Annotated in this window: 14 protein-coding genes; 9 read left to right on the top strand and 5 right to left on the bottom strand. The window is 69.9% G+C overall.

The features are described from left to right. Positions 1 to 13 precede the first annotated feature (13 nt). On the bottom strand, positions 14 to 2161 hold the full coding sequence (gene helR / locus ACFVXE_RS33355; protein ID WP_389676877.1) for an RNA polymerase recycling motor ATPase HelR: 2148 nt from the start codon (positions 2159 to 2161) through the stop codon (positions 14 to 16). Further along, positions 2158 to 2511 (bottom strand): hypothetical protein, encoded by a 354-nt coding sequence (locus ACFVXE_RS33350; RefSeq protein ID WP_389676876.1) that lies wholly within the window; start codon positions 2509 to 2511, stop codon positions 2158 to 2160. Before ACFVXE_RS33350 ends, helR begins: the two co-directional genes overlap by 4 nt. A 206-nt stretch (positions 2512 to 2717) precedes the next feature. On the opposite strand from ACFVXE_RS33350, the gene ACFVXE_RS33345 reads away from it, so the two are divergent. The 3 genes from ACFVXE_RS33345 (at position 2718) to ACFVXE_RS33335 (ending at position 5496) form a co-directional block, all read left to right on the top strand. After that, complete coding sequence (locus ACFVXE_RS33345; protein ID WP_389676875.1) at positions 2718 to 3290, top strand: NUDIX hydrolase; 573 nt, start codon at positions 2718 to 2720, stop codon at positions 3288 to 3290. A 113-nt stretch (positions 3291 to 3403) separates the two neighbouring features. After that, positions 3404 to 3955, top strand: a complete 552-nt coding sequence (locus ACFVXE_RS33340) for a TetR/AcrR family transcriptional regulator (RefSeq protein WP_389676873.1) — start codon at positions 3404 to 3406, stop codon at positions 3953 to 3955. After that, complete coding sequence (locus ACFVXE_RS33335) at positions 3952 to 5496, top strand: MFS transporter (protein WP_389676872.1); 1545 nt, start codon at positions 3952 to 3954, stop codon at positions 5494 to 5496. The genes ACFVXE_RS33340 and ACFVXE_RS33335 overlap by 4 nt, the downstream gene beginning before the upstream one ends. 116 nt (positions 5497 to 5612) lie before the next feature. On the opposite strand, the gene ACFVXE_RS33330 is transcribed toward ACFVXE_RS33335, so the two are convergent. Beyond that, positions 5613 to 6284 carry a lysophospholipid acyltransferase family protein gene (locus tag ACFVXE_RS33330; protein WP_389676870.1) on the bottom strand — a complete coding sequence of 224 codons (672 nt, stop codon included), beginning with the start codon at positions 6282 to 6284 and terminating at the stop codon, positions 5613 to 5615. Between the two features lie 235 nt (positions 6285 to 6519). Here ACFVXE_RS33330 and ACFVXE_RS33325 point away from each other — a divergent pair, with 235 nt between their 5' ends. The 3 genes from ACFVXE_RS33325 to ACFVXE_RS33315 all read left to right on the top strand — a co-directional run bounded on the left by ACFVXE_RS33325 (position 6520) and on the right by ACFVXE_RS33315 (position 8894). After that, the gene (locus ACFVXE_RS33325; protein WP_389676868.1) at positions 6520 to 7695 is read left to right on the top strand and encodes a glycerophosphodiester phosphodiesterase; all 1176 of its coding nucleotides are present in this window, start codon (positions 6520 to 6522) and stop codon (positions 7693 to 7695) included. Positions 7696 to 7807: 112 nt separating this feature from the next. Further along, the gene (locus ACFVXE_RS33320; protein WP_389676866.1) at positions 7808 to 8344 is read left to right on the top strand and encodes a sigma-70 family RNA polymerase sigma factor; all 537 of its coding nucleotides are present in this window, start codon (positions 7808 to 7810) and stop codon (positions 8342 to 8344) included. A gap of 46 nt (positions 8345 to 8390) precedes the next feature. After that, positions 8391 to 8894: a GNAT family N-acetyltransferase gene (locus ACFVXE_RS33315; protein ID WP_389676865.1), complete on the top strand. Its 504-nt coding sequence runs from the start codon at positions 8391 to 8393 to the stop codon at positions 8892 to 8894. Positions 8895 to 8906: 12 nt separating this feature from the next. On the opposite strand, the gene ACFVXE_RS33310 is transcribed toward ACFVXE_RS33315, so the two are convergent. Then, complete coding sequence (locus ACFVXE_RS33310; protein ID WP_389676863.1) at positions 8907 to 9347, bottom strand: hypothetical protein; 441 nt, start codon at positions 9345 to 9347, stop codon at positions 8907 to 8909. Positions 9348 to 9349: 2 nt separating this feature from the next. Beyond that, on the bottom strand, positions 9350 to 9709 hold the full coding sequence (locus tag ACFVXE_RS33305) for a hypothetical protein (RefSeq protein ID WP_389676861.1): 360 nt from the start codon (positions 9707 to 9709) through the stop codon (positions 9350 to 9352). A 633-nt stretch (positions 9710 to 10342) separates the two neighbouring features. Here ACFVXE_RS33305 and ACFVXE_RS33300 point away from each other — a divergent pair. From ACFVXE_RS33300 to ACFVXE_RS33290, 3 genes are all read left to right on the top strand, one after another. Further along, positions 10343 to 11413, top strand: coding sequence for a methionine ABC transporter ATP-binding protein (locus ACFVXE_RS33300; RefSeq protein ID WP_389676859.1), 1071 nt, complete (start codon positions 10343 to 10345; stop codon positions 11411 to 11413). Next, positions 11410 to 12081 (top strand): methionine ABC transporter permease, encoded by a 672-nt coding sequence (locus ACFVXE_RS33295; RefSeq protein WP_389676857.1) that lies wholly within the window; start codon positions 11410 to 11412, stop codon positions 12079 to 12081. Before ACFVXE_RS33300 ends, ACFVXE_RS33295 begins: the two co-directional genes overlap by 4 nt. Positions 12082 to 12156: 75 nt before the next feature. Then, the gene (locus ACFVXE_RS33290) at positions 12157 to 13023 is read left to right on the top strand and encodes a MetQ/NlpA family ABC transporter substrate-binding protein (RefSeq protein WP_389676855.1); all 867 of its coding nucleotides are present in this window, start codon (positions 12157 to 12159) and stop codon (positions 13021 to 13023) included. Positions 13024 to 13077 lie beyond the last annotated feature (54 nt).

Below are 13077 nucleotides of genomic sequence, written 5' to 3'. Positions count from 1 at the left end.
GGGTCCGCCGAGCTCAGGAGCTCGTGAGGATGACGAGTCGGCGGGTCGCCCGCGTCATCGCGACGTAGCGGTCGACCGCTCCCTCGATGCCCGTGCCGAACGACTCCGGGTCGATGAGGACGACCAGGTCGAACTCGAGCCCCTTCGACAGCTCCGGGGCCAGCGACCGCACGCGGGACGTCGGCCGGAACGCGGGGTCGCCGATGACGCAGGCGATCCCGTCGGCATGTGCGGTGAGCCAGGTGCCGAGGACCGAGTCGAGCTCCGAAGCGGATCCGTGCACGACGGGGACGTCGCCACTGCGGATGGAGGTCGGGACGTTGGCGTCCGGGAGCACGGCCCGGATGACCGGCTCGGCCTCCGCCATGATTTCTTCCGGTGTCCGGTAGTTGATGCTCAGGGAGGCCAGGGTGATCCGGTCGAGGCCGACCCGCTCGAGCCGTTCCTGCCACGACTCCGTGAACCCGTGCCTGGCCTGGGCGCGGTCGCCGACGATGGTGAAGCTCCGGGACGGGCAGCGGATCAGCAGCATCTGCCACTCCGCGTCGGTCAGTTCCTGAGCCTCGTCCACGACGATGTGCGCGAACGGTCCGGCGAGCAGGTCCGGTTCGGTGCCGGGCAGGGCGCTCCCGTCGACCAGGGCGTCCTTGAGGTCCTGTCCGTGCAGCATCGTCATCACCCCTTCGCCGTCGTCGTCTGCTTCGAGCAGCGCGTCGACGACCTTGGCCATGCGCTCGCGTTCGGCGGCGACGGAGGCTTCGTGCCGGCGCCTGCGTCGTGACGTCTCCGGGTCGCCGAGCCGATGCCGGGCCGCGTCCAGGAGGGGCAGGTCGGACACCGTCCAGGCCTGGGCGTCCTCGCGCTGCAACCGACGGACGTCGTCCGGGCCGAGCCAGGGCGCGCACTTGCGCAGATAGGCGGGTACCGACCACAGGTCCCCGACGAGGTCGGCCGCTTCGAGCAGCGGCCACGCGTTGTCGAAGGCCGTGACCAGGTCCCTGTTCTGCGGCAGCGATCTGCGGAGCAGGCCGGCCGGGACGTCGTCGTCGTGCTTGTCCACCACGATCGTGAGCAGTTCCTCCCAGACCTGGTCGCGTGCCTCGTTGTGCGGAGTACCGGGTTCCGCCGCTTCGAACGCCGCGGCCCAGTCGTCGGCGGTCAGCCGGACGTCGGACCACGGGGTCGTGACCGTCATCCCTCCGGCGGGCGGCTCCTCATAGAACCTGACGGCTGTCTCGATCGCCTTCACCAGGTCGGCGGACGACTTCAGGAGGGCCACGTCGGGGTCGGACTCGCCGGCCGCCGCGGCTCCTTCGGCGACGAGGTCCCGCAGCGTGCAGGTCTGAACGCCCTCCTCCCCGAGGCTGGGGAGTACGTCGGCGACATAGCCCAGGTAGGGCTGGTGCGGACCGACGAACAGTACGCCGCCCCGACGGTGACCGAGGCGGGGGTCGGAGTGGAGGAGGTAGGCGGAACGGTGCAGAGCGACGACGGTCTTCCCCGTACCGGGACCGCCGTCGACGACGAGAGCGCCTCGGGATCCCGCGCGGATGATGGCGTCCTGGTCGGCCTGGATGGTCCCGAGCACGTCGCGCATCCGTGACGACCGGCCGGCCCCCAGGCCGGCGATGAAGGCGGACTGGTCGTCGAGTGCCGCATGCCCGACGAAGCCGTCCGAGCTGAACACCTCGTCCCAGTAGTCGCTGATCCGGCCACGGGTCCAGCGATATCTGCGGCGGCTCGCCAGGCCCATCGGGTTGGCGTGGGTGGCCCCGAAGAACGGTTCGGCCGCGGGGGAGCGCCAGTCGAGCAGCAGCCGACGGCCCGCGCTGTCCGTGAGGCCGAGCCGTCCGATGTACACGGGCTCGGGGCTGTCCGTCCCGACCATGTGTCCGAGGCACAGGTCCAGACCGAATCGGCGCAGTGTGCGCAGGCGAGCGGTCAGCCGGTGGATCTCCGTGTCGCGGTCCATCGCCTGCCGCCCCGCGCCGCCGGGCGCCCTGCGCGTGGCGGCGAGGAGACCGGACAGTTCGGCGATCGACTGCTCCAAGCTCTCCGCGAGGGTCACGAAGTGCCGTTCGTCGCCGGCGATCAGCGTCGGGTCGGCCTTCGGGGAGAGACGGTCGGGAAGGGCGAACGCGCTGGTGGTCAGGGGGTTCATGTGATCAGCTCCGATGCGAGGCCACCGGCGACCGTTGCGCACGGCAAGGTGTCCGGACCGGGGAAGTCCCTGGCGGCCGTTGCCGGTTCAGGTCGCCAGGGCTCAAGGGTTCTGGTGTTCCGGCTCGACGGGGCCGCGGCCGGGAACAGGCCGGTCGCCACCACCGCGTCACACCCCTCGGCCACCGCGGCGACCGCGTCGTACGTCGTGGCGACCAACGCCGCCGCGCGCTCGGGCCAGCCCTCCGCCGGCATCTGCACCTCCACACCGGAAGCCCGCAACTGCACGGCGAGTCCCACCATCGGTTCGACGTGCCCGCGCGCCCCGTACGCCACCGACAACACACGCACTTTGCGGCTCCCACTTCCCTGGACTGCGGTCACGGTGGGCGATTGTGCGGCACCACCAGGGCCTTGCCGCAAGCCCCCTGGTGCGCTATAAGTTAGGAGTGGCAAGGAGCGCGTTCGCTCTTTGCCTTTTTTGTTGTGGGCCGCAATCTGCCTGAAGTACGGCGTTCCGGGGCTGCCCGACGGCCGGCCGGGCCGGGCTGATCCGGGTGGCCCATCTGCTCGCCGGACCCGCCGCCGCCATGATCGACAGCGGCATGTGGCCCTGGCAGTCTGGCGTGATGCGGATACCCAGACGAGCAGCCAGGGTCGCGGTTCTGGACCCGGCGGGGTCGGTCTTCATGTTCCGGTACGACAACGAGGAAGTCGGCGTCCACTGGGCGATGCCCGGCGGTGGGCTGGAACCGGGCGAGTCGCCGCTGCGGGCGGCCGGGCGCGAACTGCGCGAGGAGACCGGTTGGACCGACATCGAGATCGACGGCACCACACTGTGCCTGTGGGAACACGACTTCACCAGGGCCGGGGTGCCGGTGCGTCAGCACGAGCACATCTTCCTCGCGCGGGGCCCCCGCCGGGATCCGGTCGGCGACCTCGCCGCCGCGCATGCCGCGGACAGGATCCTCCGGTGGCGGTGGTGGTCCCCGGACGACCTCTCCGGTGATCGCGAGCCGTTGTGGCCGCCGCAGCTGCCGGGACTGCTCACCGATGTGCGGAGGAACGGCGCGCCGGCGGCCCCCGTCGACCTCGGGCATGTCCGGACCGGAGCCGCCGACGGGCGCTGACCGGGACCGACCGGGCGGATTCGTCGGGGGCACGCCACCGACCCGTGCCCCGGAGCGGCCTCGCGACGACCCTTGGCGAGACAATGATGTCTCATATGGGTTAGGTTTGTCTCATGACTCTCGACCGTGACCGGGTGCTGCGCAGCGCCGCCGCACTGCTGACCCGCAAATCGACCGCCACCATGGACGAGGTCGCCAGGGCCGCGGGCATCGGGCGCGCCACCCTCCATCGGCACTTCGCCGGACGGGACGCACTGGTCAGAGCATTGGAGGACCTGGGAATCCAGGAGTTCGAAGCCGCCCTGGACGCCGCCGCGCTCGACGAGGGATCCTCGGAGGAGGCGCTGCGTAGGCTGATAGCGGCCGTCGAACCCGGCGCCGGTCTGCTGTCCTTCCTCGTCACCGAGAACCAGCTCTTCGAGGGTGAGGAGCTGAACGACGGCTGGAACCGGCTGGACGCGCGGGTCTCCGCCTTCTTCCGGCGCGGTCAGGAACGCGGCGAGTTCCGGATCGACCTGACCCCCGCCTGGCTGACCGAGGCCCTGTACGGGCTCGTCTCCACCGGCGCGTGGGCCGTCCAGGCCGGCCGGGTCGCCGGGAAGGACTTCCAGTACATGATCGTCGAGTTGCTGCTCGGCGGTTCGCGCCGGAGCGTGGAGCAATGACCAGCATCGACCAGCACGCGGAATCCTCGGACGAGCTGCGCCGGCCCGGGCGGTGGATCGCGCTGGCGGTACTGGTACTCGCCGTGCTGCTGGTGGCCATCGATGCCACGGTCCTCGGCCTGGCGACACCGTTCCTCACCGAGGATCTCCAGCCGACCGGGACCCAGCTGCTCTGGATCGGTGACGTCTACTCGTTCGTCATCGCGGGGCTCCTGGTCTCCATGGGAAGCCTCGGTGACCGCATCGGCCGCAAGAAGCTGCTGCTGAGCGGCGCCACCGCATTCGGTGCGGTCTCCGTGCTCAACGCGTACGCGAGCACCCCCGAGATGATGATCCTGGCGCGGGCGCTGCTCGGTGTCGCGGGCGCGACCCTGATGCCGTCCACGCTCGCCCTGATCCGCAACCTCTTCAACGACCCCCGCGAGCGCTCCCTGGCCATCGGCATCTGGGGGGCCATGGCCTCCGCGGGCGCGGCGGTCGGCCCGGTCGTCGGCGGGTTCCTGCTGGAGCACTTCTGGTGGGGATCGGTCTTCCTGATCAACCTGCCGGTGATGGCGGTCCTCGTCGTCGTCGGCATCAGAATGATTCCCGAGTCGAAGAACCCGGCGCCCGGTCCCTGGGACCTGATCAGTGTGGTGCTCTCCCTCGTCGGAATGATCGGTGTCGTGTACGCCATCAAGGAGCTGGCCGCGCACGGCACGAGCTGGGAGGTCGCCGTCGCGGGGATCGGTGGCGCGGCCGCGCTGTGCTGGTTCGTGCGCAGGCAGCTCAAGCTGCCCGATCCGCTGCTCGACATGCGGCTCTTCCACCACCGGGGTTTCTCCGGCGCGGTCCTCGCCGACCTGCTGACCATCCTCGGCCTGTCCGGACTGGTCTTCTTCCTCTCCCAGTTCCTGCAACTGGTCCAGGGACGCGGTCCGCTCGAAGCCGGACTCGCCGAGCTGCCGGCCGCCGTCGGCGCGGTGGTCTGCGGCCTGATCGCCGGCCGGGCAGCCCGTCGCTTCACGGTGCGGTCCGTGGTGTCCGCCGGCCTCGGGGCGGTCGGCCTCGCGCTCGCCGCCGTCGTCCTGGTCCACCGGGAGACCAGCTATCCGCTGATCGGGCTGCTGCTGCTGGTCGTCGGTGTCGGCGCGGGCTTCGCCTTCACCGTGACCTCCGACGTGATCCTCTCCAGCGTCCCGAAGGAGCACGCGGGCTCCGCGTCCGCCGTGTCGGAGACGGCGTACGAACTCGGCGCGGCCCTCGGGATCGCCCTGCTCGGCTCCATCGTGACCGGCGTCTACCAGGACTTCGTCACCCCGGAGGGGGTCTCGGCCGGGACCGCCGCGGCGGCCCACGAATCACTGGGCGGCGCCGTGGAAGCGGCCCAGGGTCTCCCGGCGGCACAGGGGAACGCCCTGGTCACCGCGGCGCAGGACGCATTCGTCGACGGGCTGCACATCGCGGCGGGTGTCGGCGCGGTGGTGCTGCTTGCGACGGCCGCCGCCGCCTGGTTCCTGCTGCGCGGACAGGCGCTGGAGGAAGAGATCGAACACCCGTAGGTCCTGCCCCGGGCCGTCGCGGACCGCTGCCGCCCCTGCGGCCGTACGAGTGGTTCGGATACGGAGAAGGGCCCGTACCGCCAAATGGGGTACGGGCCCTTCGTCGCGCCGGCCGGTCAGGCGGCCTTGGCCTTCGTCGCATACATGTCGACGTACTCCTGGCCGGAGAGCCGCATCACCTCGGCCATCACCGAGTCCGTCACCGCCCGCAGCACGTACCGGTCGCGGTCCATGCCCTCGTACCGGGAGAACTCCATCTGCTCACCGAAGCGGACCGTCACCTTGCCGGGCCGCGGCAGACCGGCACCACCGGGCTGCAGCTTGTCCGTGCCGATCATCGCGAACGGCACCACCGGCGCGCCCGTCATCAGCGTCAGCCGCGCGATGCCGGTGCGGCCGCGGTAGAGCCGGCCGTCGGGGGAGCGGGTGCCCTCCGGGTAGATGGCGAACGCCTTGCCCTCCTCCAGCACCCGACGGCCCGTCATGAGTGCCGCGACACCGCCCCGGCCGCCGTCCCGGTCCACCGGGATCATGCCGCAGCCGGTGAAGAACCAGGCCATCAGCCGGCCCTTGACCCCCTTGCCCGTCACGTACTCGTCCTTGCCGATGTAGAACACCGGCCGGTCGCAGCAGATCGGCATGATCATCGAGTCGATGAACGTCAGGTGGTTGCCCGCGAGGATCACCGGACCGTCGCCGGGGATGTTCTCCACACCCTCCACCCGGGGGCGGAACATCAGGCGCAAGATCGGTCCGAGCACTGCCTTGATGAGTGCGTGTCGGGACAACGGTTCCTCCGGTGTAGTGGCCGGGCCGGCCGTGGCGCGGGATTCGTGACGGTCCATGCAGGTGAGGACGATACTCGCGGGTACTCGCTGATCGCACATCGGGTTCACCGAGTGGATACGCAGTGTTGACGTGTGTTTGCGCCGTGTTCGCACGTGAGACGCCGCCCGGATGGCGCAACTGCCTACGATCGGGCCTCGCTCGACGGTGCCACACATCACATACGAGGGAGTATTCATGACAGAGCGTGCGCAGGCGAACCCCGGCCGGCGGACCGTCCTGGGGGCGGGGGCGGCCGTACTCGGCACGGCCGCGCTCGGACTGCCCGGTACGGCGAACGCCGCCGCGAACCCGGCCGGCAGCGGTGACGTACGGCCCGGGAGCCACGCACACCGGCTCGACCTTCCGGTACCGACCGTCATCGGTCACCGCGGCACCAGCGGCTACCGCCCCGAGCACACCCTCGGCTCGTACCAGCTGGCCCTCGACATGGGCGCGCACATCATCGAGCAGGACCTGGTGCCCACCAAGGACGGCCATCTCGTCTGCCGTCACGAGAACGACATCACCGCCACCACCGATGTCTCGGCGCACCCCGAGTTCGCGAGCCGCAGGACCACGAAGAAGGTCGACGGCGTCTCCCTCACCGGCTGGTTCACCGAGGACTTCACCCTCGCGGAGCTGAAGACGCTGCGGGCCAAGGAGCGCATCCCGGGCAACCGCCAGAAGAACACGCTCTACGACGGCCGCTGGGAGATCCCCACCTTCGAGGAGGTGCTCCAGTGGGCCGACCGCGAGGGCCGCAGGCGCGGCAAGCAGGTCTGGCTGTACGTCGAGACCAAGCACCCCACCTACTTCCGGGGCATCGGGCTCGGCCTGGAGGAGCCGCTCGTCAAGCTGCTTCGCCGCTACGACCGCCACCGCAGCCAGTCGCCACTGATCCTCCAGTCCTTCGAGCCCAGCAGCATCCAGCGGCTGTCGGAGCTCGTCGCCACCCCGCGTGTCGTCCTGCTCTCCGGTGCGGGGACACAGCCCTGGGACTTCGTGGCGACCGGTGACCCGCGTACCGTCGACGACCTGGTGAAGCCCGCGGGGCTGCGGTGGATGGCCTCGTTCGCGCAGGGCATCGGACCCACCCTGGATCTGGTCATCCCCAAGGACGCCGCCGGCCGGCTCGCCGCACCGACCACCCTGGTGAGGGACGCGCACGCGCAGGGCCTGATCCTGCACCCGTACACGATGCGCAACGAGAACACCTTCCTGCCCGCCGACTTCCGGCGCGGCACGGATCCCAATGCGTACGGCGACGCGTTCGGCGCGTTCCGGGCCTACTTCGCCACCGGCATCGACGGGATCTTCTCCGACAACGCGGACACCGCGCTGCTCGCGGCGGCGGACTACGCCAGGAACTGACACGGCCGCCGGACCGGCACCACCGCGTCAGCACCCGGCCGGACATGCCCCGGTCGGGTGGTGCGTCCCGTGGGCGGCAACCGGCCGTCCGCCGGGGCGCGTCGGGACGGGCATGACACTTCTCGCCGACGCCCCCGCGGCCGTTGTCCACGCCCTGTACCCCCTCGTCAGGGCCGAGGCGACGGCGGAGGCGAGCGACGCCGCGGCGGGCGCGGCACTCGAACCCGCAGACCTCGAACAGGCCGTCTGGCTCCGGCTGCTGGAGCTGCTCGCGGACCGGCGGCCGCCGGCGGATCCGGTGCGCTGGGTCCGCGACACCGTGCGGGAGGAGGTGCGCCGCGCCCGCCGCACCGCCCGTTACGAACGCCCGTACGCCGACGAGTCCACCGCGGATCGGGCAGGCTGCCCCGAGCGTTCCGCGCTCGGCGCCGACGAACGCAGGGCGCTGCGCGCCGCCGTGGACCGGCTGCCCGGACGGTGTGCCCGGCTGATGGCGGCGATGCTCGCCCCGGGCGATCCCACCTACAGGGAAATCGCAGGGGAGTTGGGTATGTCACAAGGCAGTTTGGGGCCGATCCGTTCCCGATGCCTTGGATGTCTGCGCAGAATGCTCGCGGCGGAGGTTGTCGTTCCTGAACTGCGGGGATAGGAGCAGGGGACAACCGGTGGACCAGGTGAGCGGGAGGCATGCGCACATGGGCATGAGTGTGATCATCTCGGCGGCGACCGCGGAGGACGCCGAACAGATTCTGAAACTCCAGTACCTCTGCTTCCAGAGCGAGGCGGAGCTGTACGGGAACTACCGCATCGACCCGCTGGTGCAGACCCTCGAATCGGTCCGCGGCGAAGTGGCCGCGAACCTGGTCTTCGTGGCCCGCCTCGCGGACGAAGTCGTCGGCTCGGTCGACGGATCCATCGAGGCGGACGGCACCGGTGCGATAGGGAAGCTCTGCGTGCACCCCCGGCTCCAGGGGCACGGGCTCGGCGCCCGGCTGCTGCGTGCCGCGGAGTCCGCGCTCGCGGACCAGCGGTCGGTCACCCGGTTCCGACTGCACACCGGGCACCGCAGCGAGACCAATCTGCGGCTCTACCGGCGGGCGGGCTACGCACCCGTGGGCAGCGCCACCGGTCAGGACGGTGTCCGGCTGATCCTGCTGGAGAAGGACGCCGACGCGGCGGCCTACGTGGCCAGCGCCTGAGGCGACAGGGCGTCAGGCGCTCTTCGCGCGACGCAGCCAGATCATCCCGGTGACCGGCAGGATCACCGGGATGAACAGGTAGTCCCTGCCGAGGTACGACCAGACGGTCGAGTCCGCGAAGGCGGACGGCTCGACCAGGGTCCACGTGCCGACGATCAGCACGCCCGCGAGCTCGGCGGCGCAGCACACCAGCGCCGTCCTGCGCGCCCTCTCGCCGCCACGCACCAGCGAGTACGTGATGAAGCCGTACACCAGGGCGGCGACGGCCGAGAGCACATAGGCGAGCGGTGCCCGGCCGAAGTCCAGGGCCATCTGGACGATCGAGCGGGAGGCGGCGGCCACGGTGAACACCCCGTAGAACCAGACCAGTACGCGGCCCGGTCCGCTGCCCAGCCGGAACCCGGTCTTCTCGCCGGCGGTGGCGGCAGCGGCGGTGCGGTCGGTGTCGGTCACGGTCAGTTTCCCCAGATGTCGTAGAGCCGTACTTCCAGAACGGCCAGCACGACCGCGCCCGCCGCCACCGTCACCGAACCCCACCGGGTCCGCTCGGTCAGCGACAGGAAACCCGCCGCGGGCACCGCGGCGAAGGCGCCGATCAGATAGCAGATGAAGATCGTCATGCCCTGCTCCGGCCGCTCGCCCCGGGACAGCAGGACGATCCCCACCACCAGCTGGGCCAGTGCCAGGAGCGACACCACCGCCATTCCGATGAAGTGCCAGTCCTTGGTCGGCTGGTCCCGGTAGGCGGCGAAACCGCACCAGGCGGTGAGAACGAGCGCGGTCACGGCGACCGCGACCGTCAGGGCGTCAAGCATGAGGCGAGGGTATTACGGGCCGGACGGCCCACCGCGTGCGCCCCCGTGCCGCTGCGCACCCCCGGTGTGTGCGAGGCCGCTCCGAGGCCCGGCCGGCGACCGTGGGCCGCGATGGATCAAGACCGTGGCCTTTGCCACAGCGTGCCGCTGCCGGATGCCGTCGCGGGCGCGCCCGTCCCACCGATGTCTTCGGTATCGCCGCAGGTCACAGGTGGTTTCAAGGGGGTCGTGCGGCTGACCGGAATCAGTCCAAGGACTGAACAGGAGTGTCCGTTATACGGACGGACGGGTCCGGTGGATCAGTACGTCTGTTTTACTTGGTCCATGACCACGACGAGCAGCCGCATCCTTGCGACCGAGGCGATCACCACGCCCGGTGCCCGTTGTATGTGTCGAATGCGCGCCTTCTGAGGGCCCCCGCCTGAGCCTCGCGCCCCGAAGCGAGACCGAGCCTGCGCCGTCCGCACCCAGCGGAACGAGCCTGCCCCCGCATGCGCTGTCCACCGGCCTTCCGCCGGGCACAGCCGTGCCGAGACCCAACGGCCCGGACATCCGAGTCCGAACAGTCTCATCGGACGAACGCCCCGTGCCCGGCGGACACCGCGCCGCGCACTCGACAGTGACGGAAACCCTGTGATCACCACTACGGGCCTCACGAAGGTCTACCAGTCGCGCGGCCGTGAGGTCACCGCCCTGGACGGCGTCGACCTGCACGTCCGTGAGGGTGAGGTGTACGGCGTCATCGGACAGAGCGGCGCCGGCAAATCCTCCCTGATCCGCTGCATCAACCTGCTGGAACGCCCCACCGCGGGCACCGTGACCGTTTCCGGCCAGGACCTCACCGCCCTCGCGGGCCGGGGCCGCCGGGCCGGCAAGGATCTGCGCGAGGCGCGCAGCCGCATCGGCATGGTCTTCCAGCACTTCAACCTGCTGGCCTCGCGCACCGTCCAGGACAACATCGAGCTGCCGCTGGAGATCCTCGGCGTCTCCGGCCGGGAACGGACCCGCAAGGCTCTCGAACTCCTCGACCTGGTCGGTCTGACCGACAAGGCGAAGGCCTACCCCGGTCAGCTCTCCGGCGGCCAGAAGCAGCGCGTCGGCATCGCCCGCGCACTGGCAGGCGACCCCAAGGTGCTGCTCTCCGACGAGGCGACCTCCGCCCTGGACCCCGAGACCACGCGCTCCATCCTGCAACTGCTGCGTGACCTCAACCAGCAGCTCGGGCTGACCGTCCTGCTGATCACGCACGAGATGGACGTCGTCAAGACGATCTGCGACTCGGCCGCGCTGATGCAGAAGGGGCGCATCGTCGAGTCCGGCACCGTCGGCGAACTGCTCGCCACCCCCGGCTCCGAACTCGCTCACGAACTGTTCCCGGTCGGCGGTACGGCCTCCGGCCCCGACCGCACGGTCGTCGACGTCACCTTCCACGGTGAGGCCGCGTCCCAGCCGGTGATCTCCCAGCTCTCCCGTACGTACAACATCGACATCTCGATCCTGGGCGCCGCGATGGACACCGTCGGCGGCAAACAGATCGGCCGGATGCGTATCGAGCTGCCCGGGCGCTTCGAGGAGAACGTCGTCCCGATCGGCTTCCTGCGCGAGCAGGGCCTGCAGGCCGAGGTCGTGGACGGCGCCGGCATCCCCGTACAGACCCCGGCTCCGCTCACCCGTACCCCGCTCACCAAGGAGGTGGCCAAGTGACCTGGTCCGAGATGCAGCCACTGCTGTCCCAGGGAACCTTCGACACCCTCTACATGGTGCTGTGGTCCGCGGTCGTCACCGTCCTCGTCGGACTGCCGCTCGGTGTACTGCTCGTCCTCACGGACAGGGGCGGACTGCTTCAGAACACCGTGGTGAACAAGGTCATCGGCGTGATCGTGAACATCGGCCGCTCGCTGCCGTTCATCATCCTGCTGATCGCCCTGATCCCGTTCACCACCTGGATCGTCGGCACCTTCATCGGACCGACCGCGATGATCGTGCCGCTGGCCGTCGGTGCCATCCCGTTCTTCGCCCGGCTCGTCGAGACGTCGGTCCGCGAGGTCGACCACGGGCTCGTCGAGGCCGTCCAGTCGATGGGCGGATCCATTCCGACGATCGTCCGCAAGGTCCTCCTCCCGCAGGCCCTTCCGTCGCTCGTCTCCGCCGTCACCACCACCGTGATCGCGCTCATCGGCTACTCCGCAATGGCCGGCGCGGTCGGCGGCGAAGGGCTCGGCGCCAAGGCCGTCACCTACGGATTCCAGCGCTTCGACAACCGGTTCATGCTCGTCACCGTCGCCCTGCTGATCGTCATCGTGACCGTGATCCAGCTGATCGGTGACGTGGCCGTGCGCCTGCTGGCACGCCGGGGCCGTACCGCCTCCTGAGACTTTCTCTCCGCTCTCAAGCCCGAACTCCTTGCTCGGGTGCACCACCCTCACCACCAGAAAGAGGCACTTTTCGTGCGTAAGAACATCAAGATCACCGCGGCTGCCGCCGCCACCGCCGCCCTGGCCTTCGGCCTCACCGCCTGCGGTACGTCGTCCGACCCGGCCTCCAAGGGCGGGACCGGCGCCAACGCCGACGCCTCGAAGGCGCTCGTCGTCGCGGCGTCCCCGACGCCGCACGCCGACATCCTGAACTTCATCAAGAAGAACCTGGCGGCCAAGGCGGGCCTCAAACTCGAGGTCAAGGAGTTCACGGACTACGTCCTGCCGAACACCGCCACCGAGACCGGCCAGGTCGACGCCAACTACTTCCAGCACCGGCCGTACCTCGACGACTTCAACAAGAAGAACAACACCCACATCGTCCCGGTCGCCAACGTGCACCTGGAACCGCTCGGCCTCTACTCCAACAAGGACAAGGGCCTGAAGGACATCAAGCCCGGCCAGACCATCGCCGTGCCGAACGACACCACGGACGAGGGCCGCGCCCTCCAGCTGCTCGCCGCGAACGGCCTGATCACCGTCAAGGACGGCGTCGGCACCAACGCCAAGATCAGCGACATCACCGACAAGAAGGGTCTGGAGTTCAAGGAGCTGGAGGCCGCAACCGTGCCCCGCGCCCTGAACGATGTCGACGCCGCCGTCATCAACGGCAACTACGCCATCCAGGCCAAGCTCAAGCCGGCCGAGGACGCCATCGTGCTGGAGAAGGCGGACGGCAACCCGTACGCCAACCTCCTCGCCGTGAAGAAGGGCAACGAGAAGGACCCCCGCGTCCAGAAGCTCGTGAAGCTCCTTCACTCCGACGAGGTCAAGAAGTTCATCGAGGACACCTACCAGGGCTCGGTCATCCCCGACTTCGGCCCCGTGACCACTTCCTGACACCCGTACCGCACGAGCGTGGCCGAGCCCCGCGCACCCCACCGGGGTGCGCGG

It is taken from the genome of Streptomyces sp. NPDC058231, from assembly GCF_042882275.1.
GTDB lineage: Bacteria > Actinomycetota > Actinomycetes > Streptomycetales > Streptomycetaceae > Streptomyces.
Note: the sequence above shows the minus strand (reverse complement) of the source record. Positions and strands in the feature narration are given on the sequence as shown.